At 72.6% G+C, this 25,746-nt stretch carries 18 protein-coding genes; 9 read left to right on the top strand and 9 right to left on the bottom strand.

What is annotated here, in order from left to right:
• Positions 1–182: 182 nt before the first annotated feature.
• Positions 183–3,068 (bottom strand): serine/threonine-protein kinase, encoded by a 2,886-nt coding sequence (locus NAEX_RS33060; protein WP_096331467.1) that lies wholly within the window; start codon positions 3,066–3,068, stop codon positions 183–185.
• A gap of 441 nt (positions 3,069–3,509) precedes the next feature.
• On the opposite strand from NAEX_RS33060, the gene NAEX_RS33055 reads away from it, so the two are divergent.
• Both NAEX_RS33055 and NAEX_RS33050 read left to right on the top strand, forming a co-directional pair.
• Positions 3,510–4,658, top strand: a complete 1,149-nt coding sequence (locus NAEX_RS33055) for a serine/threonine-protein kinase (protein WP_170136196.1) — start codon at positions 3,510–3,512, stop codon at positions 4,656–4,658.
• 115 nt (positions 4,659–4,773) lie between these two features.
• Positions 4,774–6,747 carry a BRCT domain-containing protein gene (locus tag NAEX_RS33050; protein WP_096331465.1) on the top strand — a complete coding sequence of 658 codons (1,974 nt, stop codon included), beginning with the start codon at positions 4,774–4,776 and terminating at the stop codon, positions 6,745–6,747.
• Between the two features lie 663 nt (positions 6,748–7,410).
• Here NAEX_RS33050 and NAEX_RS51085 read toward each other — a convergent pair.
• The 5 genes from NAEX_RS51085 to NAEX_RS33025 all read right to left on the bottom strand — a co-directional run bounded on the left by NAEX_RS51085 (position 7,411) and on the right by NAEX_RS33025 (position 13,859).
• Entirely contained in the window at positions 7,411–8,787 is a 1,377-nt protein-coding gene (locus NAEX_RS51085) for a hypothetical protein (RefSeq protein ID WP_170136195.1), read from the bottom strand.
• A gap of 234 nt (positions 8,788–9,021) precedes the next feature.
• Positions 9,022–9,414: a hypothetical protein gene (locus tag NAEX_RS33040; protein ID WP_096331463.1), complete on the bottom strand. Its 393-nt coding sequence runs from the start codon at positions 9,412–9,414 to the stop codon at positions 9,022–9,024.
• Between the two features lie 210 nt (positions 9,415–9,624).
• Positions 9,625–10,560 (bottom strand): FHA domain-containing protein, encoded by a 936-nt coding sequence (locus NAEX_RS33035; protein WP_143141224.1) that lies wholly within the window; start codon positions 10,558–10,560, stop codon positions 9,625–9,627.
• A 72-nt stretch (positions 10,561–10,632) separates the two neighbouring features.
• A complete protein-coding gene (locus NAEX_RS33030) occupies positions 10,633–10,845 on the bottom strand; it encodes a hypothetical protein (protein WP_096331461.1) in 213 nt (70 codons plus the stop codon).
• 89 nt (positions 10,846–10,934) lie between these two features.
• Positions 10,935–13,859: a serine/threonine-protein kinase gene (locus tag NAEX_RS33025; RefSeq protein ID WP_170136194.1), complete on the bottom strand. Its 2,925-nt coding sequence runs from the start codon at positions 13,857–13,859 to the stop codon at positions 10,935–10,937.
• Between the two features lie 732 nt (positions 13,860–14,591).
• Between NAEX_RS33025 and NAEX_RS33020 the strand changes: the two genes are divergently transcribed.
• Both NAEX_RS33020 and NAEX_RS53250 read left to right on the top strand, forming a co-directional pair.
• On the top strand, positions 14,592–15,719 hold the full coding sequence (locus NAEX_RS33020) for a hypothetical protein (RefSeq protein WP_143141223.1): 1,128 nt from the start codon (positions 14,592–14,594) through the stop codon (positions 15,717–15,719).
• A 155-nt stretch (positions 15,720–15,874) separates the two neighbouring features.
• Positions 15,875–16,633, top strand: a complete 759-nt coding sequence (locus tag NAEX_RS53250; RefSeq protein WP_245913849.1) for a hypothetical protein — start codon at positions 15,875–15,877, stop codon at positions 16,631–16,633.
• A 155-nt stretch (positions 16,634–16,788) separates the two neighbouring features.
• Here the strand turns inward: NAEX_RS53250 and NAEX_RS33010 are convergent, their stop codons facing one another.
• Entirely contained in the window at positions 16,789–18,333 is a 1,545-nt protein-coding gene (locus NAEX_RS33010; RefSeq protein WP_143141222.1) for an NHL repeat-containing protein, read from the bottom strand.
• A gap of 754 nt (positions 18,334–19,087) precedes the next feature.
• On the opposite strand from NAEX_RS33010, the gene NAEX_RS33005 reads away from it, so the two are divergent.
• Entirely contained in the window at positions 19,088–20,836 is a 1,749-nt protein-coding gene (locus NAEX_RS33005; RefSeq protein WP_096331457.1) for an FG-GAP repeat domain-containing protein, read from the top strand.
• A 186-nt stretch (positions 20,837–21,022) separates the two neighbouring features.
• On the opposite strand, the gene NAEX_RS33000 is transcribed toward NAEX_RS33005, so the two are convergent.
• Positions 21,023–21,430, bottom strand: a complete 408-nt coding sequence (locus tag NAEX_RS33000; protein WP_096331456.1) for a VOC family protein — start codon at positions 21,428–21,430, stop codon at positions 21,023–21,025.
• A gap of 249 nt (positions 21,431–21,679) precedes the next feature.
• Positions 21,680–22,150 (bottom strand): redox-sensitive transcriptional activator SoxR, encoded by a 471-nt coding sequence (gene soxR, locus NAEX_RS32995; RefSeq protein ID WP_211302515.1) that lies wholly within the window; start codon positions 22,148–22,150, stop codon positions 21,680–21,682.
• Between the two features lie 104 nt (positions 22,151–22,254).
• Here soxR and NAEX_RS32990 point away from each other — a divergent pair, with 104 nt between their 5' ends.
• The 4 genes from NAEX_RS32990 to NAEX_RS32975 all read left to right on the top strand — a co-directional run bounded on the left by NAEX_RS32990 (position 22,255) and on the right by NAEX_RS32975 (position 25,588).
• The gene (locus NAEX_RS32990) at positions 22,255–22,923 is read left to right on the top strand and encodes an antibiotic biosynthesis monooxygenase (RefSeq protein WP_096331455.1); all 669 of its coding nucleotides are present in this window, start codon (positions 22,255–22,257) and stop codon (positions 22,921–22,923) included.
• The gene (locus tag NAEX_RS32985; RefSeq protein ID WP_096331454.1) at positions 22,920–23,501 is read left to right on the top strand and encodes an NADPH-dependent FMN reductase; all 582 of its coding nucleotides are present in this window, start codon (positions 22,920–22,922) and stop codon (positions 23,499–23,501) included. Before NAEX_RS32990 ends, NAEX_RS32985 begins: the two co-directional genes overlap by 4 nt.
• A 201-nt stretch (positions 23,502–23,702) precedes the next feature.
• Entirely contained in the window at positions 23,703–24,599 is an 897-nt protein-coding gene (locus NAEX_RS32980; protein WP_096331453.1) for an arylamine N-acetyltransferase family protein, read from the top strand.
• A gap of 194 nt (positions 24,600–24,793) precedes the next feature.
• Positions 24,794–25,588: a hypothetical protein gene (locus tag NAEX_RS32975; protein ID WP_143141221.1), complete on the top strand. Its 795-nt coding sequence runs from the start codon at positions 24,794–24,796 to the stop codon at positions 25,586–25,588.
• Positions 25,589–25,746: the final 158 nt, after the last annotated feature.

The raw sequence follows: 25,746 nt of genomic DNA, 5'->3' as shown, positions 1-25,746 counted from the left end.
CCCATCGACGGCCTCCGTCGCGCCCGCGGCGCGGACCCTCGCGCCCGGTCGGTGCGGCGATTCGCGGCCGCGTGGTGTGATGATTCGAGCGCCGCGCGGCCGCGCCGACGTCGACCGCGCGCATGGCCGCAGATCTGCCCCGCCGCCGGGATGTCCTCGCATTCGTCCGGTTCATCGTCGGCTCATCGGCGATCGCCGCTGCGATTCGGGCGGGCCCGCAGCCACTCGGCGAGCGTCGCCAGCTTCGCCTGCGGGGGCGCGGCCAGGGCCGCGTACGCGTCGCGGGCGCGCAGCGCGTGCGGCAGGGCGTCCGCCGGCGCCGGCCCGCGCAGCGCCGAGAACAGCGCGTAATGCAGATCGGCCGCGCGCGCGTCGGAGGACTGCCCGCCGGGGTCCCACGAATCGAGGGCCGAGCGAATCACCAGAGTCGCTGCGGCGGTGTGACCGCGCCGGGCCAGCACGGCGCCCTCGGCCAGCGCCAGCTCGACGAGCAGCGCCGGGGCCTTCGCCGGCTCGACGTCGGACAGGAACGAGCGCGCCGCGGCGGCGAAGCGGAGCGCGAGCTCGTCGACCCCGGCCTCCTCGGCCAGCGTCGCCGCGTGGGTGTACGCCTGGGCCAGCCGCGGGCCGTAGGCCGGGTCGCGGCCCTCGGGCGCGGTGAGCAGCTCGTGATAGGGTGCGATCGCGGCCTTGGCCCCACCTGTCTCATGGGACAGGCGCGCGACGAGGTCGAGGACGTAGGGCCGATACCCGCGCTGGTCGGCGGTCAGCCCCTCGGCCCGCAGCGCGGCGCGGGCGCTCTCGGCCAGCGCCAGCGCCCGCTCCAGCTCGCCGCGCTGCTCGGCCACCACCGCGGCGTAGAACTGCGCCAGCGACAGGTGCGGCGAGGCGAGCTCGACGTCGGCCAGCTCGAGCGCGCGGCGAGCCGCCGCCTCGGCCTCGTCGTAGCGCTCCAGCGGCAGCAACGCGTCGATGTGGTTGAGCAGCGCCGGCACCAGCTTCGGGTGGTCGGGCCCGAGCTCGACCTCGATGATCGAGCGCGCCTCCGCGTACACCTCGTGGGCCGCCGCGGGGTCGCCGCGGAGGAGGAACGTGCGCCCGAGCCCCATCAACGCCGGCGTGCGGAGCAGCGGCCACGCGCCCTCGCGGCCGTCGCGGGCCTTGAGGAACTCGTCCTCCGCGAGCGTGACGTCGCCCTCCGCGAGGGCGATGAGGCCGAGGTAATCGTGGGCCTCGACCTCGCGCGGGTCGCCCTCGCTGCCGACCCGCGCCAGCCGCCCGCGCAGCACGTCGTACCAGACCCAACCGTCGCGCGGGTGCTTGCTCTGGTAGACCGCGAAGCGGAGCCGACGCAGCGCCACGTCGGCGGCGAGATCGGGCAGGTCGTGCGCGACCGCCAGGTGGTCGGCCTCGGCCAGCGTCGCGCCGGACAGGGCCGCCCGCGGCCCGGCGTCCTGGGCGCGCGAGAGGTGATAGAGCGCGTGGGCCAGCGTCGGCGGGTGGCCGAGCTCGCGGGCGTCGCGGACGGCCGCGGTCGCCAGCGCCTCGCTGTCGCGGTAGCGGCCCGCGAGCCACGCGACCTCGGCCTCCGCGAGCTGGTCCTCGATCCGCCGCAGCGCCTCGGGGTCCATCACGATCGCGTTCATGGCCGTCTCGGCGCGGTCGAAGCTGCGGACGCACGCGGCGAACTTCGCCGGCGACGGCAGCTGGCGCCAATCGAGGTCGGTCGCGCCGTAGTCGAGCTCTCGCGCCAGCCGCTGCAAGAACTGGCGGTGCGCCGCCAGGCAGCGCGAGCCGCGGTAGAGCATCTCGTCGGACAGCATGCCGCCGAGCCGGCCGAGGCACAGGTCGCGCCGCGCCTCCTTCCACTTCTCGACCAGCGCCAGCACCTGCGTGTGCACCGGCGGCGCCAGCTCGGCCGGGGTCTGCTCGTCCCACACGTCCGCGAGGTCGGCGGCCACCTCCGCGGCGCAGCGCTCGGCCGGGGCCGGACCTCGCAGCGCGCTCAGCCACACGCCGAGCCCGAGCGTCGCCGCGGCGACCGCGATCGTCGTGCGCGCGCGGGCGGGGCCGTCGCGGTCGCGGTCGAGCTCGGCCAGCAGCGCCTTCATCGACGGCCACCGCGCGGCCGGATCCGGCGACAGCCCGCGCACCACCGCCGCGTGCAACCACGCCGGCACCCGCGAGTCGGGGGGCGGCGGGCTGATCTCGCCGCGCTCGCTGGCCTCGAGGGCGTCCCACGCGCTGTTGCCGGCGAACGGTCGCAGGCCGTACAGCGCCTCGTAGAGCGCGACGCAGAAGCTGAACTGGTCGGCCCGGGCGTCGCAGCGGCGGCCGTTGTACTGCTCGGGCGCCATGTACGCCGGCGTGCCGAGGATGTCGCCGGTCATCGTCAACGGCGTCTGGAGCACCGGCGCGTGGGGCACGACGCGCAGCGACTGCGACGCCGACGGGCTCGGCACGTCGTCGGCGAGCGAACCGACCAGGCCGAAGTCGAGGACCCGCACGCGGCCGTCGCTGCCGATCATCACGTTGCTCGGCTTGAAGTCGCGGTGCACCAGGCCGACCTCGTGGGCCGCCGCCAGTCCGCGGCCGGCGGCGATGAACACGTCGAGGATCTGCCGCCACGTCCGCGGCCCCTCGGGCCGGCGCAGCCAGGCCTGGAGCGTCTTGCCGTCGACGTACTCCATCGCCACGAACAGCCGCCCCTCGTGGTGGCCGACCTCGAAGATCTGAACCACGTTCGGGTGCGACAGGCGCGCGAGCGCCTGCGCCTCGCGCAGCAATCGCGGCCTTGCCTCGAGGTCGGTGTCGAGCGCCGCGTGCATCAGCTTGATGGCCACCGATCGCCCGAGCTCGCCGTCGAAGCCGGAATACACCACTCCCATTCCGCCCTCGCCGAGGCGGCCGTGGATGTGGAATCGACCGATCCGCAGCGGATCGGTCCCTCCGCCGTACGAACCGCCGGGGAACGTCCCTTCCACCGACGGCCAGTCGCCCCCGCTGTCGTAGACGGTCGAGCCCGACGCAGTATCGTGCTCCGTGCGTCTCTTGCTGTTGCGCATCATCGGCGCCGCTCCCGCGGCCGATCTCGTCGCCCTTGAGGCGCAAATGTGAAGAGCTCGCGCGTCGCGGTCAACCTCAGCGATGCCGCGACGGCGAGCCGCGCGGACACCGGCGCGAGGCCGAAACGCCCGGGGCCGCCGGCTGGGCGCGGCTGCGAGCCGTCGACGCAGCGCGGCGCGCCGTTTTGATATATCCCTTCGCACATGTTCGTAAAGACATCTTGCAACATGACCGTCCGCGGCTGCGCAGTCGCCACGCGATCGTCGGCGGACGCTTCGTCGGCAGCCGCGAAGAACCGGGGCGGGCCCGGTCGACGCCGGGGCGGCGGCTCTTGACGCTTGCCCGGAGTTGCTGTCGGCGGACGGCTGCGATCGACGCGGCACGGGCCCCACGGCGCCCGTGCCGCGTCGATCACCGGCGCGGGCTCGCGTATCATGACGGGCGTGACGGAGTTCACCGCGGGCGAGCGGGTCGTCGGCCTGAGGTCGGACTACGTCGTCGGTGAGCGGCTCGGCGAGGGCGGCTTCGGGCTCGCGTTCGTGGCGACGGCGGGCGACGGGCGGCGGGTCGTGCTCAAGCAGCTCCGGGTCGCGCGCATGGGCGACTGGAAGGCGATGGAGCTGTTCGAGCGCGAGGCGCGGGTGCTCGCCTCGCTCGCGCACCCGAACATCCCGCGCTGCCACGAATTCTTCGCCACCGACGGCGCCCGGGCCGTCGACCCGGCCGAGCTCGCCGGGCTCGGCGGTGACGTCTCGCTGGTGCTCGTGCAGGACCACGTCGACGGCGCCTCGCTGGCGACGCGCGTGGCCGGCGGCGCGCGCATGACCGCCGGCGAGGCCGAGGCGCTGCTGCGCAAGCTGCTCGGCGTGCTGGACTACCTGCACGGACTCCAGCCGCCGGTCATCCACCGCGACATCAAGCCGGGCAACATCGTCGTCACCCCCGCGGGCGAGCCGATGCTGATCGACTTCGGCGCGATCCAGGACCGGGCCCGCCGCGACTCCGAGGTCGGCTCGACCAGCGTCGGCACGTTCGGCTTCTTCCCGCTCGAGCAGGTGCTGGGCAAGGCGCGGCCGGCCTCCGACCTGTACGCGCTGGCGATGACGATCGTCGTCGTCCTCACCCACCGCCAGCCCGACGCGCTGCCGCTCGACCCCTCGACCAGCAAGGTGGTGGTGCGCCTCGCCTGCCCCGGCCTGCCCGAGCGGCTCGCGCGGGCCCTCGACGGCATGCTCGAGCCGGCCGTCGGCCAGCGGTTCGCGGCGGCCCGCGACGTCCTGGCGGTGCTCGACGGCGACGCGCTGCAGCGCCGGGCCCCGGCCCTGCCTGTCCCGAAGGCCAGGTCCCTGCCGGCCCTGGTCTACGAGGTCCCGCTGTACACCGGCGGGGCCGCGGCGCTGCTGCTGTACGGGTTTCTGTTCGACAATTTTTCGGAGTCCGACCTGGTCGCGCTGAGCTTCGCCTGGCTGCCCCTGGTCGCCTTCGGCCTCGGCGCCCGCCTGCGCGACTCGATCGCCGGCGGCCTGCGCTGGGCCGTGGTCGCCACCCTGCTGCTCGGGGTGGTCCTGCTCGCCGTGTTCCCGGCGCTGTGAGCCCGCGGGCCGCGCCGCGATCCGTGGCGAGGGATGACGCGGCCCGATCGGCCCGGGTGAGACTGCGCTTCGGACTCGCTTCCGCGCGCCCTCGCTTCGTGCGAAGGTCGGCGGGATGAAGGCTCACGACCTCGTCGGCAAGACCGTGGTCCTCACCGGCAAGTTCAGCGACCTCGACCGCGCCGAGGCCGAGGCCGCGCTGGCCCGGCTCGGCGCGACGATCGGCTCCGGCGTCACCAGGGCGACGCACGTGTTGTTCGTCGGCGAGCGCGCCGGGTCGAAGCTGGCCCGGGCGCGCGCGCTCGGGATCGAGGTCCGCGACGAGGCGGCGCTCAAGGAGCTGCTTTCCGCGGCTCCCGCGGCCGCCCCGACCGCTGCCCCCGCGAGCGCCCCTGCGAGCGCCCCCGTCGCCTGCCCGGGCCTCAGCGGCAAGACCGTGGTGCTGACCGGCACCTTCACGCTGATGAAGCGCGCCGACGCGGCGCGCCTGCTGGCCGAGGCGGGCGCCACGGTCGGCACCAGCGTCGGCAATTCGACCGACCTCCTGATCCACGGCGACGACGCCGGCGCGAAGCTCGAGGCGGCGCGCAGCCGCGGCGTCGCGCGGATGACCGAGGCCGAGATGGTCGCGCTGCTGAGCGCCGCGGGGATCGGCGGCGAGCTGCTCGCCGCCGCCGGCGACAGGCTGGCGCGCAAGGCCGCCGAGGACGCCGCCCACGCGACCGAGATGACCCGCGTCGCCGCCGAGCTGCGCGCCTTCCTCGAGCGGCTGCGCGGCCGCCCCGACATCACCGTCACCGTCGCCGAGCTCGGCCGCAAGGCGGGCAAGGCCAAGCTCGACCAGCTGCGCGCGCTGCGGGTCCCGCAAGATCTCGTCGATCTGTACGCGGAGATCGACGGCATTCACATCGAGTGGCGGTTCGTCGAGCCGCCCGGCGAGGGCTGCATCCGCGTCCCGGCGGTGACGCAGTGGACCCGCTTCGGCACCGACGACCAACACTATATGAATTTCGGCGATGACCGCGAGGCGATGCTGCTCGACGAGATCACCCCCGAGGGAAACACCTGGCTCGTCCGCTCGCGCAAGGCCCCGCGCGGCAGCGGCCCGCGCGAGGCGTCGATCGTCTTCGCGTCCGCCGCCGAGGGCGCCGACGGCATCGTCGCCGCCCCCTCGCTGCCCGAGTACTTCCGCGCCGCCATGGCCAGCGGGTTTGTCCCGTACTGGCCGCGCTGCTTCAAGCCGAACCGGTACGTCTCCTACGCGACGCAGGAGGCCGCCGTCGAGCGCTTCCGGGCCGCGCCGGTCGCCCCGACGCCGATCGGCGCCGGCACGCGCGTCGAGTTCGCGTACTTCGCCGAGGGCGGCCGCGGCGAGGCGCTCGCGCTGCACACCGTCGCGGCGTCGCGCCACGCCGCGTTCACCGGCCGCGAGTTCGTGCGCGTGCGCCTCGACGAGGGCACCGTCGCCTGGCTGCCGCAGAAGTGGACGAAGGCGCTGACCGGCCGCGACGCCTACGAGCGCCTGCGCGAGCCGGCCGAGCCGCTCGTCGGCGCCGAGCTGTCGCTGCGCTTCGACGAGCTCGCGCGCGCGATCGGCCCGCTCGCGCACTTCGCCGGCGGCTCGATCGGCATGCTGCCGAGCAACGCCCGCCGCGCGACCGGACTGCTCGCCACCCGGCCGTTCGCCGACGCGCTGCGCCAGGTGCTCGACCTGCGCGACGCGGCCGTCCGCGCCCGCCTCGAGCTCAAGGCCTCGCGCCCGCTCGCCCCCACCGGCGACGAGTTCGGCCCCGCCGAGCTGTCGCGCTTCGGCTGGCGCTACGACCTGTCCGGCGTGCTCACCGGGCTGCTGGGCGGCCTGCAGATCCTCGCGCACCACGAGTCGGCGCGCCGTCGCGTCCCCGGCCGCGAGCTGGTCCCGTCGGCGCTGCGCGAGCGCCTCGTCGACATCGACGCGGCCGCCGAGCTGCGCGAGCGCCTCGACAGCGCCGAGATCCTCGCCGCGCCGAAGTGGGACCACGTCGGCAGCGACCCCGCCGAGCTCGGCTTGCCGTCCGGCGAGCCGGTGCTGTCCGGCGCCGGCTTCTGATCGTCGCCGCCGTCGCAGACCTCGCCGGCGTCGAGCCGGTGAGGAGCGAGCGGAAACCGTCCAGGCCGATGCGAGCGGATCCGCGAGACGGAGCCGCGCGGGAATCGGGCGAAGTCGGCGGGTCGACCGTGCGCGGCACTGGCGGGGCTGTGGCTGGGCGCGTGCGTGCCGGAGGAGCCGCGAGGGAGCGAGCGCGTCGACTTCGTGTTCGAGACCCAGGAATACGAGCTGTGCGCCGGCACCCCCGCGCACCTCGACGATTAAAGCGCGCATCACGTCGAGTTTGAGCTCGAGTACCTGGGCGCCGGGTGAACGGAGGCGGCGCTCGAGCGCCGCGCTCGACGGCTCGCGGCACGTTTCATGCGACTTCGGGCGCCGACCTCGCAGTGCTCGGACCCTCGGGTCGGGGTGGTGAGACCTGACGGTTCGGCCCGTGTCGTCGAACGACACGCTTCATGCGGCGATTCGGACTCGGCGCGCAGCGTCGTCGACGAACGACGCCGCGAAGAGCCCGTCGAGCGCGGGCGGCTCTTCGGGCTGTTCATCCTCGCCGTGTTCCCGGCGCTGGGACGCGAACGAGGCGGCCGTGCGCCGCGCATCGTGACGTGAACGAGGCGACGGGCCCTCCGGCGCCGTCGCCTCGCGAGTCACGCTACACCGGCCTCACTCGGTGCAGGCCGACGTGTCGAACGCGCCGCAGCCGGTGGCGCAGGTCAGGGTGCCGCCGGCGAAGCCCTGGCTCTCGCAGGTCGCGCCGCCGAGGTCGCTGCCGTCGCAGGTCTCGCCGGCGTCGAGCTGGTTGTTGCCGCAATCGCTGCACTGGGACAGGTCGAAGTCGTCGCACTGCTCGGTGCACGCGAGGGTGCCGCCGAAGAAGCCCTGCGTCTCGCAGGTCTCGCCGTCGAGCTCGCTGCCGTCGCACGGCTCGTCGCCGTCGAGCTTGTCGTTGCCGCAGCCGACGCAGCCCGAGGTGTCGAACGCGCCGCAGCTGTCGGCCGCGCAGGCCAGGGTGCCGCCGTCGAAGCCGAGCGACTCGCAGGTCGCGCCGCCGAGCGCCGCGCCGTCGCAGGTCTCGCCGGCGTCGAGCTGGTCGTTGCCGCAGCTGTCGCACTGCGAGGTGTCGAACTCGTCGCAGGTCGCGACGCACCCCAGCGTGCCGCCGCCGAAGCCGAGCGACTCGCAGGTCTGGTTGGCCAGCGCCGCCCCGTCGCAGACCTCGTCGTCGTCGATCTGGTCGTTGCCGCACGGGTCGCACTGCGACACGTCGAAGCCGCCGCAGTCGGCGTTGCACGCCAGCGTCCCGCCGCCGAAGCCCTGCGACACGCAGCTCTCGCCGTCGAGGTCGGCCCCGTCGCAGGCCTCGCTGTCCTGCTTCTGGTCGTCGCCGCAGGTGGTGCAGCCCGACACGTCGAACCCGTTGCAGGTGTCGTTGCAGGCCAGGGTGCCGCCGGCGAAGCCCTGCGACGCGCAGCTCTCGCCGTCGAGGTCGGCCCCGTCGCAGGTCTCCTTCTCGTCGAGCGTGCCGTTGCCGCACGACTCCATCAAGCACAGGCTGGTGTCGAAGCTGCAGTCGTCGGCGCACGCCAGCGTGCCGCCGCCGAACCCGAGGCCGACGCAGTCGGCGCCCCCGAGGTTGTCCTGATCGCAATCCTCCCCGGCGTCGAGGATGCCGTCGCCGCAGGAGTTCGGCGCGGTCGTCTCGGTATCGGTGGTGTCGCCGGTGGTGGTGGTCGTCGTCGAATCGGTGGTGTCGCCGGTGGTGGTCGTCGTCGACGTGTCCGTGGTCTCGCCCGAGGTCGTCGTCGTCGTATCCGTGGTCTCTCCCGTCGTCGTCGTCGTCGACGTGTCCGTGGTCTCTCCCGTCGTCGTCGTCGTCGACGTGTCGGTCGGGTCGACCGTCGTCGGATCGACCGTCGTCGTCGTCGTCGGCGCCGTCGTCGTCGTCGGCGGGTCGGCCGTCGTCGGCGTCACACCCGTCGAGGTGTCCTGCTCCGTGGTCGACGACGTATCCGTCGTCGTGTCGGTGTCAGAACCCTGCACGACGTCGCCAGTGCAACCAGACAGCGCGGCGAGGACAAACAAACCGGGGAAAATTGCGGAATAGCGCATCGAAAAAACCCGAGCTTTCTGCTGAAAGACAGCGGCTGCATCGTGCGCTGAACCGTGCCCTCAATACAGCGACTGTGGACGGCCCCCGACGTGAGCGTCCGCTCGGGCATACCGATGACGGATTCACCGGTCTCGAACAACACACTTGATGGAGTCAATCAGACTTCAACACGACGCGTCGGCGAGGAACAGCACCGCGACGACCCCGTCGATATCGACGATGTCGATGTCGTCGCAGCCCTGCGACCCCGGCGAAACGGCGATTCCCAGCGACGCCGCGGCGCGGTCGTTGGCCAGGCGGAAACGGCCGCCCGCCATCTCGGCGAAGCCGGTGCCGTGGGCCGACACCAGCGCCTCGGCCCAGACCTGCAGCGGCAGCCGCCGGCCCTCCGGCGTGGCGATCTCGACGCGCCCGAAGTCGAGGGCGCCGCGGCGGCCGTCGAACTCGAAGACGACCGGATAGTCGCCGTCGAGCTCGACGAGCACCGATTCACCGCGCTCCAGCTCCCGCAGGTCGCCCGCGGTGATGCTGGTGAACAGCGGCGTCGCCGTGGCCACCCCGCCCGCCGTGAATACATCGTCGCACCCCGCGACAAGCAATGATAGCGCCACAAACGAGGCACGCATCCACATAGACCCTCCGCTGTGTACGCGCGCGCCGGCATCTCCGCCTCCCGCACGCGCGGTCCATCGCGCTCCACGACGGCGTCGGACCGCCGCTGCCAGGCCGGCGACCAGGCGCGGGCCGAAGATGACCGAGACCGTAGTTCAGCTCTCGTCGACCACGGTGTCCTGCGGCAGCAAATACAGCTCGACGTTGCCCTTGCCGTCCGGCCGCACCAGGTCGGGACGGATCCCGGCCTCGCGCAATTGGGCCCGCAGCCGCCGCAGGTTGCGGTCCCAGTTCTGCCGCATGATCCCGCGGTCGGTCTCGTCGCCCCAGATCTCGCGGGCCACGGCCTCCCACGAGACGAGGCGATTGATGGTGGCCAGCTCGCTGACGATCCGCGCCAAGAGGCCCGCGATCACGCATTCGGGCCGCCCGGGCATCCGCACGTAGACTGTGTCGTAGCGGGCGACGATGGTCAGCGGCGGGTCGTTCTGACCGATGCTGCGGGTGCTGAGGGCCCCGTCCCCCAGCGGTCTGGCCTGCACCGCGAAGTGATGCCCGCGCAGCTCCCACGAAGTGCCCGCGGACAGCTCGACCGGCTCGCGGTCGCCGACCCGCAGGGTGAAGCCGTCCGAGGTGCCCCAGATGTACGCCTCGGCCCCGGGCAGGTATTCGGGGTGGAGCTTGTAGCTCGGGGTCTGCGACGGCCCGCTGCTCGCTGTCACGATCGAGTAGACCGACTCGCTGAGGGTGCACAGCTCCTGCCCGTCGCCGTACAGCACCATCACCCGGTCCGGCAGCTCGACCGCCTCGACGTCCAGCGTCACGTTCTGCGACAGCCGGATCCGCTGGCCCGGCGCGAGGATGATCGACGACTTGCGCTCGCCGTCGAGGATGATCCAGCGCCGCAGCGACAGGATCTGCAGGTGCCGGCCGCGCATGCTGATGAACGCGTGGGCCTCCGACACCTCCGGGCTCTCGATCCGCAGCTCGGCCGTCGACGCCCGGCCGATCAGCCCGCCGGCGGCGACCTGGGCGCTGCGCCCGTCAGGGAGGCGAAAACGGACGAACGGGGTGTAGCGACCTTGCAACACGGCGGGCCTCCTCTCGAGCGGAACGACGATTGTACCAGCGAACGACAGCGCAGCCGACCTGCGCGCGAGCGATCACAGCGACGGCGGGATGTTGATGCCCGACGGCGGCCGCGCGCGGAACTTGGCGCAAGAGCCGCAACCCCCGTCGCCGTCGACCGGGCCCGCGTCCTCCTTGAGCGCGGTCGGCCCGGACTGGGTCGCGGCGGCGCGTTGGACCAGCTCGTCGCAGCCTGACACGGCGGTGAGGGCGAGCGCGGCGAGAGCGAGAGTGACGGTGCGAGACATAAGTACCTCCAGACAGGTTGTTCGGGACATGTTCTTTGGGACAGGAAACCAGGAGGGGGCGGGCGGAGCCGGCCGGGGAGCCAGGAAGGCTAGGAGGGCGGGCGGAGCCAGCCGGCCAGCTCGGCGGCGCGGCGCGCCCCGGCCTCGCCGAAGCGGGCGTAGAAGCGCTCGGCGGCGGCCCGGCGCTCGGCGGCGGCCGCGGTCTCGCCGAGCGCGGCGAGGGCCTCGGCGAGGCACCACTGGGTGTCGGCGACCTCGCGGAAGTCGCTGCCGGCGCTGGCCCACACGGCCGAGGCCTGGCGCAGCGCCTGGGCGGCGCCGGCGTGGTCGCCCCGGATCAGCCGGGCCTGGCCGATGCCCTTGAGCACGAAGCCCTGGGCGTCGCCGTCGGCGTCGTCGATGCGGGACAGCAGCGCCTGCGCCTGGGAGAACCGCGCCTCGGCCTCGTCGGGCTGGTGCAGGCCGAGCAGCGCCTCGCCGGCCTTGGCGTGGGCGCGGGCGACGACCTCGCCGTCGGCCCCGTGCAGCGCCGCGGCCAGGGTCAGCTCGCGCTCGGCGGCCGCCAGCGCCTGGGCGTAGCCGCCGAGCAGCAGGTGGGCCTCGCCGAGCACCGCGAACACCTCGTCGTCGGCGCTGCCGGTGGCGTCGTAGATCGCCCGTGCGGCCTCGCCGTGGGCCAGCGCCGAGGAGGCCAGGCCCTCGTACAGGTCGACGCGGGCCAGCGCGAGGTGCAGCTCGAGGACCTTGCCGTGGCTGTCCCCGAAGACATATCGCGCCACCGCCAGCGCGCGCTCGAAGGCGGCCCGCGCGGCGTCGAGGCGGCCGCGCTGCTCCTCGAGCAGGCCGAGGTTGTACAGCGCGACCAGCACGTACGGGTGGCGCGGGCCGAGCGCGGCGACGAAGCCCTGCTCGGCCTCGACGTACAGCACGGCGGCGTCGTCGCCCCGCTCCTGGTCGACCATCGCGGTGGCCAGGTTGAGCTTGAGCTTGGCGATCGCCACCGCGTCGGGGGCCGGGCTCTGGGCCCACAGCGACAGCGCCTTGCGGAACGCGGCCTCGGCGGCGCGCGGCTGCTGGCGCCCGCGCGCGACCAGCCCCTCGGCCTGCAGCGCCCGCGCCCGGCTGTCGGCGGCGGGCCGGCCGAGCCGCTCGGCGCTGGCCCGCGCGCGCCGGACCCACTCGAGCACCGGCAGCCCCGGCCGCCAGTGCAGCGCGCCGACCTCGACCAGGAACTGCCAGACCTCGGCGACCAGCACCTCGTGCCGGCTGGCCTCGGCCAGGTCGACCGCCTCGGAGAGGCTGGCCACCGCGGCCTCGCTGCGCCCGAGGTAGTGCTCGACGCGGCCGCGCTGGTACAGCGCCTCGGCCAGCACCGGCGGGTAGTCGAGCCCGCGCGCCGCCCCGACCGCCTCCTCGGCCATCGCCAGGCTGCGCGCGTACTCGCCGGACACCTCGCGCACCCGGGCCCGCTCGAGCCCGATTCGCAGCGCCGTCACCCGCGGCCGCTCGTGCGCGTCCGGCGGGCGCAGGCCGAGCGCGAGCATCTGCCGGTCGTCGCAGTCGGCCAGCGCCGGCAGCTGCGCGGCCGCCCGCGCCGCGTCGTCGACGTCGACCCGCGACGAGCTGCCGAGCAGCTCGAGCAGCGCCGTGAAGCGCATGCGCGGGTGCTCGAGGCAGGTCGCCCGCGCCCGCAGTTCCTCCGAGGCGGCCGCGTCGGCCCGCCGGGCCCCGTCGCACACCGCCTCGCGCCGGACCTGCCAGCCGGTCACGTAGTCGTCGAGCGCCGACTCGACCCGCGCCCACCGCCCGGCGGCGCCGGCGAACTTGGCCTGCAGCTCGCTCCGCACCTCGGGCGTCCACGCGGCCGCCAGCGCCTCGCCGGCCGCGCCGCAGCGGTCGACCGGAGCTGCCCAAAAGGACATGCCCCCGAGGACACCCGCGAACGAGCCGGCCGCCAGCGCCCACTGCCACGGCCGCATCGGCCGCCCGGCGGCGATCGCCGACAGCTCGGCCAGCAGCGCGTCCATGCCCGGGTAGCGGGCCGCCGGGTCGCGCGCGAGCCCGCGGCGCAGCACCTTCCACAGCTTGGGCGGCACCACCGAGCCCTTCGGCGGGTCCTGCGGCCGGTCCTGCAGCAGCGCGCGCCGCAGGGCCGCCGCGTCCTCGCCGACGAACGGCCGCCGGCCGTACACGCCCTCGTACAGCGCGACGCAGAAGCTGAACTGGTCGGAGCGGGCGTCGGACGGCTGCAGCTTGAGCCGCTCGGGCGCCATGTACGCCAGCGTGCCGACCGGCCCGCGGCTCGAGGCGACGGTCGAGCTGCCGTCGCTGGCCCCGCCGCTGCCGCGCCGCGTGGTCCCGGCGTCGCTGATCTCGCCGCTCACGTCGGCGCCCGCGACCTCGTGCACGCGCGCCAGGCCGAAGTCGCTGACCATCGCCCGCCCGCGCGCGCCGACCAGCACGTTGTCGGGCTTGAAGTCGTGGTGGACGAGGCCCGCCTCGTGCGCCGCCGCCAGCCCGCTGCCGGCCTGGATGAACAGCGCCAGGACCTCGCGCCAGCCTCGCGGCTGCTCCTTGAGCCATGTCCGAAGGGTCACCCCCTCGACCAGCTCCATGGCGACGTAGACGCCGCGGTCGCACACGCCGACGTCGAACACGCCGACCACGTTGGGGTGGGTCAGCCGCGCCATCGCCTTGGCCTCGCGCACCAGCGAGGCCGGGACCAGCGCGCGCGACGACTCGCGCAGCATCTTGACCGCGACCTTGCGGTCGAGGTCCGGGTCGTAGGCGAGGAACACGTTGCCCATCGCCCCGTGCCCCAGGTGCTTCATGATCACGTAGCGCCCGGCGCGGAACGGCTCGAGCTCGGCCTCCACCGCCCGCGTCGCCGCCTCGTAGGCGACCGCCCCGCGGGCCGCGTCGACGTACATCCGCCCGAAGTCCCCGCCCTCGCTGCTGCCCCCGATCGCCTCGAAATCCCCCGAATCCCGGCTCCTGTCGGGGTCCGTGCGCATCCGCGCAGAGTTGGGGGTGGCGTCGAGGGAGGACATGAGGCTTCGCACGAGGCGGAAACCACAATACCAACATTCACGCCGTTACGTGATCCGACTCCGATCGGAACGGCAGAAACATCCTCACACGCGGACTTGCCGCCGATTCCCGCCGTCCGCATGCGCGGTCGCCCCGATCGCCGCCGCGGCGCGGGCTCCGGAGCACCCGAAAGAGCGCCCTACGAGCCGCCTGCGCGGGTTCTTGTCCGCCGCACCGACCCGGAGACCGGCGGAGCGCCGGCGCCGGCCGCCGGGACGGCGCGCGATCGTCTGCGCCACCGCGAGCCGGCGACTCGCGCGCGTCGCTGGCCGGTCAGGCCCGCGCGACCTCGAGCCGCGACCCACGAGACGCCGACAGGCCCGCCGCGCCGGGCTCCGGCCACCCGCGTGCGAGCCCGACGGTCCGCGTCCCGGACGACATGGCCGATGGGACATCCACGCCCCTGGGCCGGACGAAGCCGGGGAGCTCGACGAGGTCGTCGCATTCCGCCGGGAGCCGGCGGCTGCCGAGATGTCCCCTGGGACATTCATGCAAAAGTCGCAGGCGACAAGCCCGCGCCGGCCGCCGCCCTGCGAAATTCAAGTCCGCGGATCTCCAGCGAAACTCGCGCTGGAACGACGTCTGCTCGATGCCCGTCGCGGCCCGCCGATGTTCGGACGGGCCCGACTTCGACCTTACGAGAGAGCAGAGATCGCATGCGCAGAATCCTTCAATCATTGTTGTTCGCGACCGTCACGCTGACCGCGGCCGAGGCGTGGGCGTGGCCGACGACGCCGATCAGCGGCGTCAATTACGCGGAATCGGAGGTCCAGGGCTACGCGTGGAAGGACCAGGGCAGCGGCGCCTGGACCAAGTGGAACAGCGTCGCCTACCGCGATTCGAACGTCGGCGATCTGAAGATCGCCCGGCGCTCGGCCACCAGCGCCAGCCCCTCGTGGAGCGCCTGGTCGCTCGAGACGATCGACAACTCCGCGAACGACGTCGGCCGGGGCGCCTCGATCGCTATCGACGCCGACGGCGTCGAGTACGTCTCCTACGTCGATTCGACCGGCGAGCGCCTCAAGGTCGCGCGCCGGGTCGGCGGCGGCGCCGGCAACTGCTTCGCCGGCAGCAATTGGGACTGCGACACGCTGGTGTTCGGCGGCGTGACCGACCAGACCGCGATCGGCCTGACCTTCGACGCCGCGACCCTGCAGCACACCGTGCACGTGATCTTCGTGAAAGAGGACGCCGGTGTGCACGACCTGTGGTACGCGCGGAAGATCGGCACGGGCAGCTGGACGACCGCGTGGATCCGCGAGACCAACAACGTGTGGCTCGCCCCCGACGCGCTCGCGTTCACCAGCGGCAACCTACCCCGCGTCGCCTACGGCGAGTCGCTCGAGGGCATCCGGCTGAGCGTGTTCGTCGGCCCGGCGCAGGGCAACTGGACCACCAGCACGATCGACGCCAACGGCACCGGCCCGGCCTCGCTGGCGATCCGCTCGTTCGTGCAGAACATCGCCTACCGCAGCGCGACCGGCGACCTGCGATTCGCCGAGCGCAACATCTTCACCAACAGCTTCGTGCTGAGCACCGTCACCAACACGGGGCACGACATCTCGCTGGCGCTCGACGACGACCTCGACCCGCACATCAGCTTCGGCACGGCCGGCGCCGCCAAGCGGGCCGTGCGCAAGAGCGGCACGTGGACCATCGACACCGCCGACGCCAGCGCAGCCGGCTACGGCACCAGCATCAAGATCGACACCCAACCGGCGATCGACAGGGCGCTCGTCGTCCACGACGACGGCTTCGGGCACATCAAGGTGTCGGCCGAGTAGCCGCGCCGCCATGGACCGCGCGCTCGCGCCTGGGCCTGGGCCGCCGCGGGTGAGGGCGCGGGGCCGCATGTTCGAGAGGACATGTCCGTGCCGACATCCTCCGCGCGCACTCGTGCGCGTGTCGGCCGGCCCGGTCCTGTGGCATCCTCGGGCCGATGCGCCCCCTTTTCGCCGCCCTCGCCGTCCTGTTGCTCCCGCTCGCCGCCCGCGCCGACATGCTGCCCGACGGGCACAAGGGCGTCGAACTGTCGGTGCGCGTCGAGGCCCAGGTCCCCAGCGGCAAGGCCCTCGTGCTCGCCAACACCTTCGAGGGCGGGACGCTGATCGTCCCCGGCACCGACCAGAAGATCTCGTGGCACCCGCTCGGCGGCGAGATGCAGCTGCGCCTGGTCGGCGCCGGCGAGGGCGACGCGATCAAGGCCGCCGGGGCCGACCTCGACCGCGACAAGATCAAGAAGCTGCTCGCCGCCGGCGTCGAGTGTGCCCCGCCGTTCGCCGGCGTGCGCACGATCGTGGACACCTCGCCGGCCGAGCAGGTTCGCTGGACCTACCGCGCCACCATCGACGGCAACAAGTGCAGCGCCGAGTTGGTCAAGCAGGAGTACCTCGACGCCACCGGCAAGGCCGTGCCCGCCCCGTCGCCGTCCGGGCCGCCGAAGCCGATCGGGGCCCCCCTCGCCGACCCGCCGAAGCCCGCCGACGCGCCCGCTCCGGCCCCCACGCCGCCCCGGCTCCGGCCCCGCCCCGGTCAAGGCCGCCGACCCGCCCGCCGCCAAGGCCGAGGAGTCCGCCACCGGCTGCGACGCCGGCGGCGCCGCCCCGGGCGGCCTCGCCGGCCTGGCGCTGGTCTGGCTGCTGCGTCGTCGGCGGCGCTGAGCTGTTCTTTCAAGCATGGCTCTCGCGCCATGTCTTGAAGGCCATCCTCCGGGCGGCCGGCGTATCCTGGCGCCCGCTCCGACCGTCCCGCGCGCCCACGGTCGCCGGCCGTCGCCCGCTCGGGACGCGGGCGGCGCTGCCGCTCGCCGCCACCTGTCCCCCGGACAGGCACGCGACGAGCCCCGCGAGCGCCTCAGTTACACGTCGGCCCGTACGACAGGTCGTTGATGCTGACCGAGAGGTCCGGCAGCTGCATGTAGTCGTTCGAGCCGTCGAGCGTGATCTGGTACAGCTCGTCGCCGTTGTTGGAGAACGCCTGCTTGCTGACCGAATCGAACTCGAGGCCGACCGAGTTCCACTGGCCCTCGGGGATGTCGGCCACCACCGTGCCCTCGCCGGTGTTCGGGTCGACGCTGAGGATCCGGCTGTTCTGGCCGTCGGTGACGAGCATACGCTCACCGACGCAGTCGACCGCCATCCCGCAGGCCTGGATGTTGACCCCGTCGCCGTCGAGGGTGAGCGGCTTGGCGTCGGTGACCTCGCCGGTGGCCGGGTCGAAGGTGACGAGCTCGTCGGCGTCGGAGTCGATGCCGTAGAGGGTGCCGTCGTCGAGGAAGCCGAGGCCGCAGATCGATCGCCCGTGGTCGGCCAGCTCGGTCGGCGCGTCGCCGCTGCAGTAGTCGACGACGATGAGGATCTGCTTGGCCGACTGCGAGCAGTAGATCGCGCCGTCGGTCGGCGAGATCGCGCAGGTTATCACCGCGTAGGGCGGCGCCAGCGGGCCGAGGTCGACGCCGGCGAACGGCGTGACGTCGCCGGTCTCGACGTCGATCTCGGCGAATTGGCCGTCGTCGAACGCGGTGTAGAGCACGCGGTCGCCGGGGTTGATGTCGGCGTTCGAATCATAGCAGTCGGCGCCGACGTCGACCCCCGGGTCGACGCTGCTGTCGCCCCAGCCGTCGCCGTCCTCGTCCTTCATGCACTTCTCCGGGTCCTCGACCTCGGCCGAGCCCGGGAACGTCGACGCGTCGTCGTCGTCGCAGTCGGTCCCCGGCGTCACGTCCGGGTTCATCGGCATGCTCTCGCCCCAGTCGTCGCCGTCGACGTCGGTCATGCAGGCCATCGCGTCGTCGTTCGGCGCCGCCCCCGGGAAGGTGTGCTCCGAGCCGTCGTCGCAGTCGGTCCCCGGCGTCACGTCCGGGTCGTCCGGCGTGCTGTCGCCCCAGCCGTCGCCGTCGAGGTCCTGCATGCACGCGTCGGGTGGGTCCTCGTTCTCGGCCGCGCCGGGGAAGGTGTTCGCGTCGTCGTCGGCGCAGTCGTCGTCGTTGGGCACGAACCCGGCCGGCGGGTCCTCGCCCGGCTCCTGCGGCACGCAATTGGCCGGATCGCCGAACCCGTCGCCGTCCTTGTCCTCGCACCACACGCCGCCGCCGCCGCCGGTGATCGTGTCGCTCTCGCTGTTCGAGTTCGAGTTCGAGTTCGACTCGCTGTTGCTGTTGCTGCCCTCGGTCGCGCTCCCCTCGGTCGCGCTCCCCTCGGTCGGCGCCGTCATCGTCTGCCCGTCGGTGTCCGACTCGCTGCCCTCGGTCGCGGTGCCCTCGGTCGCGTTCGCCGTCAGGCCCGCGGTCATGCACGCCTCGAGCGACTGGTTGAACACCGCGCCGTCGTCGACGCACGTGCTCGAACAACCGGGAGCGTGACAGAGTCCTGCTGCGAGCAACAAACCGAAGCGACGCATGGAAACCATGCACCTACGGTATCGAGCCGGCCACGAGCCCGCAAGAGCGCGCCCCGCGGAACCGATCGTCGCGCACGCCTCGCCCGCGCCGACCATTTGCGCGCGCCAGCCCGGCGAGTTTCTCGCCTGGATCTCGGTCCGGCGAGCCGCCTACCCGCTCGCTACTGCGTCGGGGTTTGCCATCGACACGCCCCAGGATGGGGACGCTGGATCCCACTACCTCCACGCGACCGACGACGGCATCACGTCCCCGCAGCCGCCAGCGGCAACCACGCGAGCGCCCACGGGTCGGTGCATGCGCCGAAACTCGGCCGGATGATCGAAGTCGACGAGGTCGAGCGCTTCAGGGAGCCAAACGTCGGGAGCCGGCGAGGCAAGGCGATTCGATGCACTCGTAGCAATCGTACTTGGGTGCGCTGTTCGGCCGCGCCGGCCGGCGCGGACGAAGTGCCGCCAGAAGGTACGTGGCCGCCGAGCACTCCGCGCACGGGTCTTCGACAGTCCGCGCTTTCAACGAGCACCGCGTCGATCTCGACCGCCACCGGAGGCGAGACCTCGCGTCCTCGCGACCCATGCTCGGCTCCTCGCGACGCCCTGCTCCGATCGTGCGTCGCCACCACGACATCGCCGCCCCCGCCACGATGCCCCGTCCCTCGCGATCGCGGCCCCTCCCGCCCCCGCCGCGAACAGCCGTGATGAGCCCCACGGCCCCCCGCATTGACGCCCACGCGGGCGTACGCGAGCCTGCTCGAAGATGCCCCGCTCTCACGCTCCCGCCCTCTCGCTCCTCGTCCTCGGGCTCGCGCCGGTCGCCTGCGGCGATTCGACGGCCAGCACCACCGCCTCGCTGACCACCACCGGCCTGACGAGCGCGACCATGCCCACCGGCACGGCCACCGATCCGTCGACCAGCAGCGCGGGCGTGCCGACCACCAGCGCCGGCAGCGAGAGCGCCACCGGCTCGACCTCCACCTCGACCGGCACCACCGACGAGGTCTCGGCCAGCGGCAGCGACACCGGCTTCAAGTTCGACACCCCGCAGGGCGGCGACATCGGCAACGTCGAGACCGACGGGCCGGCGCCGACCTGTCACGTCGTCGACGACATGGACGCGATCGGCGATTGTGACAAGGAGGCCCCGCCCGACAGCTTCGAGCCCGAGGTGCAGTGGTCGTGGGGCAATCAGAACAGCGGCGGCAGCTCCTCGACCCCGCTGGTCGCCAACCTCACCGACGACAACAACGACGGCTCGATCGACCTCTGCGACACCCCCGACATCGTCGTCGTCACCGGCGGCCCCATCGGCGGCAAGATCCACGTCCTCGACGGCGCCACCGGCGTCGAGCACTTTGCGATCGCCACCCCCGTCGACGGCTTCGTCACCCCGGCGATCGGCGACATCGACAACGACGGCCTGCCCGAGATCGTCGCCGCCACCCCCGGCGGCACCTTCCTCGGCCCCAGCGCGCTCGTCGCGTTCGAGCACGACGGCGCGCTCAAGTGGACCACCGCCGATAAATTCAACCACGACCAGGGCGGCGCGGTCGCTCTCGGCGACCTCGACAACGACGGCGACGTCGAGGTCGTGTGCGACGACCTCGTCGTCGACCACGACGGCAAGACCCTGTTCATCGCCCCCGAGCAGGCGCTGTGGGACATCGTGTTCCACTGCACCGCCACCGTCCTCGCCGACCTCGACGGCGACCTCGACCTCGAGGTCGTCCTCGGCCAGGCCGCGTACCACCACGACGGCACCGTCTATTACAACGACGTCTCGCTCAAGCCCGGCTTCCCGTCGGTCGCCAACCTCGACCCCGACCCGATGCCGGAGATCCTCCTGACGAACAACAACGGCATCACCGTGCTCGAGCACGACGGCGCGGTGAAGTTCAAGGACATCAAGCCGACCGGCGACAACGGCACCGGCGCGTGGTTCCGGCCGTCGACGGTCCACGACTTCGACGGCGACAAGCTCAGCGAGTTCGCCACCAGCTCGGCCGCGCATTATTCGATGTTCGAGGCCGGCGGCAAGGTCGCCTGGACCGCCGACGTCCAGGACGGCAGCGGCTGGGCCGCCGGCACCGCCTTCGACTTCCTCGGCGACGGCATCGCCGAGGCGATGTACGCCGACGAGGTCGAGCTGTTCGTGTTCGACGGCGCCGGCAAGCCGCTGCTGTCGGTCCCGCGCAGCTCGAAGACGCTGATCGAGTACCCCGTGGTCGCCGACATCGACAACGACGGCTCGGCCGAGATCGTCGTCGTCTCCGACGTCGGCTACGACGACCTCCAGACCGCGCCCACCGTCCAGGTCATCCGCGACAAGCAGGACCGGTGGATCCAGGCGCGACGGATCTGGAATCAGCACACCTATCACGTCACCAACGTCCGCGAGGATTCCACCATCCCGCAGTACGAGCCGCACTCGTGGGAGCTGCTCAACACCTTCCGCACCAACGCCCAGATCGAAGGCGGCGCGCTGTGCAAGCCCGAGCCGCCGATGTGACAGTGACACCGAGCCAGCCACGTCGCCCTGTCGCTCCAACGCCTATGCGGGCGGCCGCCCGGCCCTCCGCGCATGGCGGCGCCGTAGCGCCCCACGAGCCGGCCGGGCCGGGGCCTCGCACCCGAAACCGCAGTCTGCCGCACGCCGCGGTCGCTCGCCCCGCTCGCGTACATCATCCCGCGCGGGTCAGGCGGGGACCTGGGCCGGGTCCATCCACATGACCCCCCAGCCATGGCCGTCGAGGTCGTAGAACGACCAGTCGTACATGAAGCCGTGGTCCTGCGGTTCGTCGGGCGTGGTGCCGCCGGCAGCGAGGGCCTTGTGGACGAGCTCGTCGACCTCGGCGCGGGAGCCGGCGGAGATGCAGAACAGGGCCTCGGTGTGCGTGCGGGTGTCGCACAGCTGCTTGCGGGTGAAGTCTTTGAAGCGGCTCTCCGGGAGGAGCATGACGTAGGCGTCCCCGCCGAGGGTCATGCAGCTGCCGCCGAACTGCGGGTCGAAGGTGAAGCCCAAGTCCGTGAAGAAGGCGATCGACCGCTGCAGGTCGCGGACGGGGAGGTTGACGAAGAACTTGCGGGCGGTGGACTTGGTCATGGGGTGCTTCCTCGTGCATGGACCGCGGGGGGCGGGCGAACTCATCGGTCCGCGAAGAAAAATGTCTCGGGAGGCCGTTCCGCGGCTCTCCGGCGGGTTGCGTGGGCCGCTGCGGGGGGCCGTCTCGCCCGAGCTCAACGGACCCGAGGGTTGTCACCCGGGTTTTCTGCGGCCCGACGCGCGGGGAGGTTTACGAGGCCGTGGTCGCCGGCAAGCGGGACGCCGTGGACCCTCGGGCGCACGCCGGCTTCACCCCCGGCCGCGCCGATCGCCCAGCCAGTAGCGGGGGCCGGAGCCGCGGCGGGCGGCGCGATCGTACGGGTTGAGGATCTTGCAGCGCTCGAGCGACAGGCAGCCACACCCGATGCAATCGGTGAGCCCGCGCTTGAGGCGCTCCAGCTCGGCGATCCGCTCGGCGATTCGCTCGCTCCAGGCTTCCGTGAGACGGTCCCAGTCCGCGCCCGTCGGTACCCGGTCTCGCGGCAACTTGTCCAGCTCGGCCAGGATCTCCTCCAGCGTGAACCCGACCCGCTGCGCGAAGACGATGAACGCCACGCGGCGGATCTGCGCGCGAGCGTAACGCCGGTGCCCCGCCGTCGTGCGCTCCGCGTGGATCAGGCCGCGCTCCTCGTAGAAGCGCAGGGCCGAGGCGGCGACGCCGGTGCGCTCGGCCAACTCGCCGACGCTCAGCGGCCGGTGGATGTCGAGTTCCTCCTCCATGACCCGCCGATCGTGCTACCGACCGCTCTTGACTTCAAGTGCACTTGAAGATCTATCGTTCTTCCGACCCGGCCGCCGGGTGCGGTCGGGTCGAGGAGCCAGCCATGAAAACCATCGACAGAGCCTTGATCTGCGCACCGCGCGCGAGGGCGATTCGGGCCAGTCGCTGGGCATTTCCGACGCCGGAGGAGCGAGAGGCCGCCATCGCGGCGCTGGCGTCGTTCCCCGCGCGGCCGGGCCTCGTTCGCCTCGGCGTCTTCGCGGACGTCGAGGACCCCTCGCTGTTCGTCCTCTCGCAGCGCGGCGACGGCGCCGGCACCGACGACACCGTCGCCGCGCCGCCCGGGCATTGCGAGTGGCAGGTTTCTGCCAGCCCGTACCGCAGCTTCGTCCGCGAGGCCGCGGGCGAGGCGAGCTGCCTGGTGGTCGTGCGACAGCCGCTGGTCCGCCCCGACCGCAGTGTCCAGCGCGACTGGGTCGACACCGTCCTCGCCGCGCTCGCCGGTGAGCCCGAGCCGCCGCCCGGCCTGCGCGCGGCGACTTTTTTCCTGTCGGAGGACGGCGGCTGCGTGCTGAACCTCGCCGAGTGGACGAGCGCCGAAGCTCATCGTGCGGCGCTGCAGCCCAGCGGCATCGGTCAGTACGGCAGCCTCGGCGACTCGCCTGCCTGGCGGGCCGCCCGGGCGCATCCGGGGATCGTCGCGGAGCACGAGGTCCGGCGCTACCGGCTCGTGGCTGCGGTCGAGCCCGCGACGAAGGAGGTCGTACCATGAGCGAGACACCGAAGATCGGCATCGTCATCGGCACCATCCGCGAGGGGCGCTTCGGCGAGGTGGCGGCGCGATGGATCTTCGAGCGCGCGGCCGGGCGCACCGACCTCGCGCTCGAGGTCGTCGACCTGCGCGACTACCCGCTGCCGCTGTACGGGGCGCGCGACAGCTCGCCGGCGGACACCGCGGTCGTGGCACGCTGGCAGCAGAAGCTGGCCGCGCTCGACGGCTACATCTTCGTCACGGCGGAGTACAACCACAGCGTCTCCGGCGTGCTGAAGAACGCGCTCGATCACGCCTACGCGGAGTACTGCCGCAAGCCGGCGGCGTTCGTCGGCTACGGCGGCGTCGGCGGAGCCAGGGCCATCGAGCAGCTCCGGCTGATCTGCGTCGAATTCCAGATGGCGCCGACGCGACACGCCGTGCACATCGGCATGGAGCCGTACCGAGCCGTCACGAGCGAGGGCAAGCGCCTGGCCGACTTCGATCACCTGAACCGGAGCGCCGAGACGTTGCTCGACGATTTGGCCTGGTGGGCCTCGACGCTCAAGGTCGGACGGGTCGAACGCGGGGCCGCCTGAGCGCCGCAGCCGGAACCTGCCATCGTATCGCTCGGCCCCACCGGCGTCAGCTCGACGGTCTCGGTGTCCACCGCGACGAGCTCGAAGCAGGAGGCATCGACCGAGGGATGCTACGACTTCAGCCGGGCGCGCCGGGCCTTCCCCTTCACGACGGAACCGTCTCGCGACGGGCCGTGATCTCATCCTCACAAAGGAGACTGTATGGCACACGTCACCGATCCCGCCCGCGGGTGGCAAGGAGAACTGCTGGACCTGGACGCCTACCTGGAACGGATCCGCTTCGACGGCGATCGTTCCCCCACGCTGCGAACGCTGCGTGCCCTGCAACGCGCGCACGTCACGACGATCCCGTTCGAGAACCTGGAGATCGTTCTGGAGCGCCCGATCCTGCTCGGGGTGGCGAACATTCAGGACAAGCTGGTGCGTCGCCGGCGCGGCGGTTACTGTTTCGAGCACACCGAGTTGTTCGCGGCGGCGCTGGAGCGGCTGGGTTTCCGCCTGACCGCGCTGCTCGGCCGGGTCGTGATGGGCACCGACAAGATCCGCCCCGCCACGCATGCGCTGCTCCTCGTGCAGACCGTCGACACCGCGCAGGACGGCCGGATCTGGCTCTGCGACGTCGGATTCGGGCATGGGCCGCTCGAGCCGATCGAATTCGTCGACGGCATCGAGGTGACCCAGGACGGCTGGAGCTACCGGCTGGAACGCCTCACCGCGGCGGCGGAGGGACTGCCCGGTGTGCAGGAATGGGCGCTGCACCAGCGGGGTCCGGAGGGCTGGATTCGGAGGCACACCTTCCTCGTCGCGCCCGCTCATGCCATCGACTACGAGGTCGGCAATCACTACGTCTCGACGAGCCCGAGGTCGCCGTTCACCGGCCGCCTTTACGCGCAGCGGTTCAGCCCGTGGCTACACCACGAGCTCGACGAGACGCGGCTGAAGATCACGCCCGCCGAGGGGCCGATCGAGACGCGTCTCCTCGATCCGGACGGGGTCCCGAAGCTCCTCAAGGAGCTGTTCGAGATCGAGCTCGACGCCGACGACGCGGAGCGCCTCGTCACCGGCCTCCGGCGCCGCCGTGCCGCTGCTGAGCCCTGAGGTCAGCGCCCCAAGCGACTCCCCTGAGCATCGCTCGTTCAGACTCTGCGCCCCCCATCGGCGCTCGGACGTGGCGAAACGACGAGCGGCCCGGCTCTCATGCCACGCGAGCCGAAATTCGCACGCACGGGCTTGAAAAGGGGCATTGCCCAACTCTTCCGCCAGAAGCGGAACGGGCCTGGTAGGATCTACCCATGCGACGTACCGTGCTCCTCGGCGCCTTCCTCGGGCTCGCCTGCGGCCCCGGCAAGGGCGGCACGGGCGACACCGCGACCACCGAGCCCGCCGCGACCACCGACGGCAGCGGGACGTCGGGCGCTTCGACGGCGGTGGATCCGACGGCGGTCGACCCGACGGTCGTGCCGACGACCGGCGACCCGACCACAGGCGCCGCGTCCACCGGCGAGGCGACCACCGGGGGCCCGGCGTGCGCGATGTACCAGCCCGAGGCGATCGGACCGGGGCTCGACGTCATGATCCGGCACGAGGGCGACGCGCCGGTGTGGGTCCGCGCGCTCGACTGCTCGGGCCTCGTCGACCTGGACATCGTCGACCCGCTCGTGCGGGACCTGTTCACCCCCGCTGGGAGCTGCTGGCCAGCCCAGTGCCACGAGTTCCTCGAGGCCGAGGCGTGCAACCCGGCCTGCGACGACTGCGTCGTGCCGTGGGCCGTGCGCATCGAGCCCGGCGCCAGCATCTCGATGCATTGGCCCGGCGGGTTCCTCCAGTCGATGATGTTGACCGCCGAGTGCGCCGCCGGCGAGGGATGCCAGGGCTCCTGCGGGCGCCCGACCCGGGCACCACCGGGGTGGTACTCCGCCGAGCTGCTGACGTTCCATACCTGCACCGGCGCGTGCGAGTGCGATCCGCTGCCGAACGGCTGGTGCCCAATCTTCGAGCCCGTCGCGCTCGAGGACGCGACCTGGCCGTTCACGGCCTTCGAGCGCCCCGGGGAGACCGCGATCGACCTCGTGATCGGCGCGCCGTGACGGTCCTGCGCCGGAGGCATGTCCTTAGGAACATGTCCCGCGGCGAAACCGCGTCACGGTTGCGGACCATGACGGAGCTCGGCACGCGGTACACGCTGGTTGCGAGCGGTAGGATGAATCACGAACGACCCGGTCGTCCGATGGCCGCCGATCGCGGT

The sequence above is a fragment of the Nannocystis exedens genome (assembly GCF_002343915.1).
In the GTDB taxonomy this organism is placed as follows: Bacteria; Myxococcota_A; Polyangia; order Nannocystales; family Nannocystaceae; genus Nannocystis; species Nannocystis exedens.
The sequence above is the reverse complement of the archived record's forward strand: the minus strand, read 5'-3'. Positions and strand labels throughout refer to the sequence as shown.

Excerpts from the sequence above, each read along its gene's own strand:
- soxR (WP_211302515.1), bottom strand. The coding sequence starts at position 22,150 with ATGGAGGAGGAACTCGACATCCACCGGCCGCTGAGCGTCGGCGAGTTG.
- NAEX_RS33050 (WP_096331465.1), top strand. The coding sequence starts at position 4,774 with ATGAAGGCTCACGACCTCGTCGGCAAGACCGTGGTCCTCACCGGCAAG.
- NAEX_RS32980 (WP_096331453.1), top strand. The coding sequence starts at position 23,703 with ATGGCACACGTCACCGATCCCGCCCGCGGGTGGCAAGGAGAACTGCTG.
- NAEX_RS33020 (WP_143141223.1), top strand. The coding sequence starts at position 14,592 with ATGCGCAGAATCCTTCAATCATTGTTGTTCGCGACCGTCACGCTGACC.
- NAEX_RS33060 (WP_096331467.1), bottom strand. The coding sequence starts at position 3,068 with ATGATGCGCAACAGCAAGAGACGCACGGAGCACGATACTGCGTCGGGC.
- NAEX_RS33030 (WP_096331461.1), bottom strand. The coding sequence starts at position 10,845 with ATGTCTCGCACCGTCACTCTCGCTCTCGCCGCGCTCGCCCTCACCGCC.
- NAEX_RS32990 (WP_096331455.1), top strand. The coding sequence starts at position 22,255 with ATGAAAACCATCGACAGAGCCTTGATCTGCGCACCGCGCGCGAGGGCG.
- NAEX_RS32985 (WP_096331454.1), top strand. The coding sequence starts at position 22,920 with ATGAGCGAGACACCGAAGATCGGCATCGTCATCGGCACCATCCGCGAG.
- NAEX_RS32975 (WP_143141221.1), top strand. The coding sequence starts at position 24,794 with ATGCGACGTACCGTGCTCCTCGGCGCCTTCCTCGGGCTCGCCTGCGGC.
- NAEX_RS33000 (WP_096331456.1), bottom strand. The coding sequence starts at position 21,430 with ATGACCAAGTCCACCGCCCGCAAGTTCTTCGTCAACCTCCCCGTCCGC.
- NAEX_RS33005 (WP_096331457.1), top strand. The coding sequence starts at position 19,088 with ATGCCCCGCTCTCACGCTCCCGCCCTCTCGCTCCTCGTCCTCGGGCTC.
- NAEX_RS33010 (WP_143141222.1), bottom strand. The coding sequence starts at position 18,333 with ATGCGTCGCTTCGGTTTGTTGCTCGCAGCAGGACTCTGTCACGCTCCC.
- NAEX_RS33025 (WP_170136194.1), bottom strand. The coding sequence starts at position 13,859 with ATGCGCACGGACCCCGACAGGAGCCGGGATTCGGGGGATTTCGAGGCG.
- NAEX_RS53250 (WP_245913849.1), top strand. The coding sequence starts at position 15,875 with ATGCGCCCCCTTTTCGCCGCCCTCGCCGTCCTGTTGCTCCCGCTCGCC.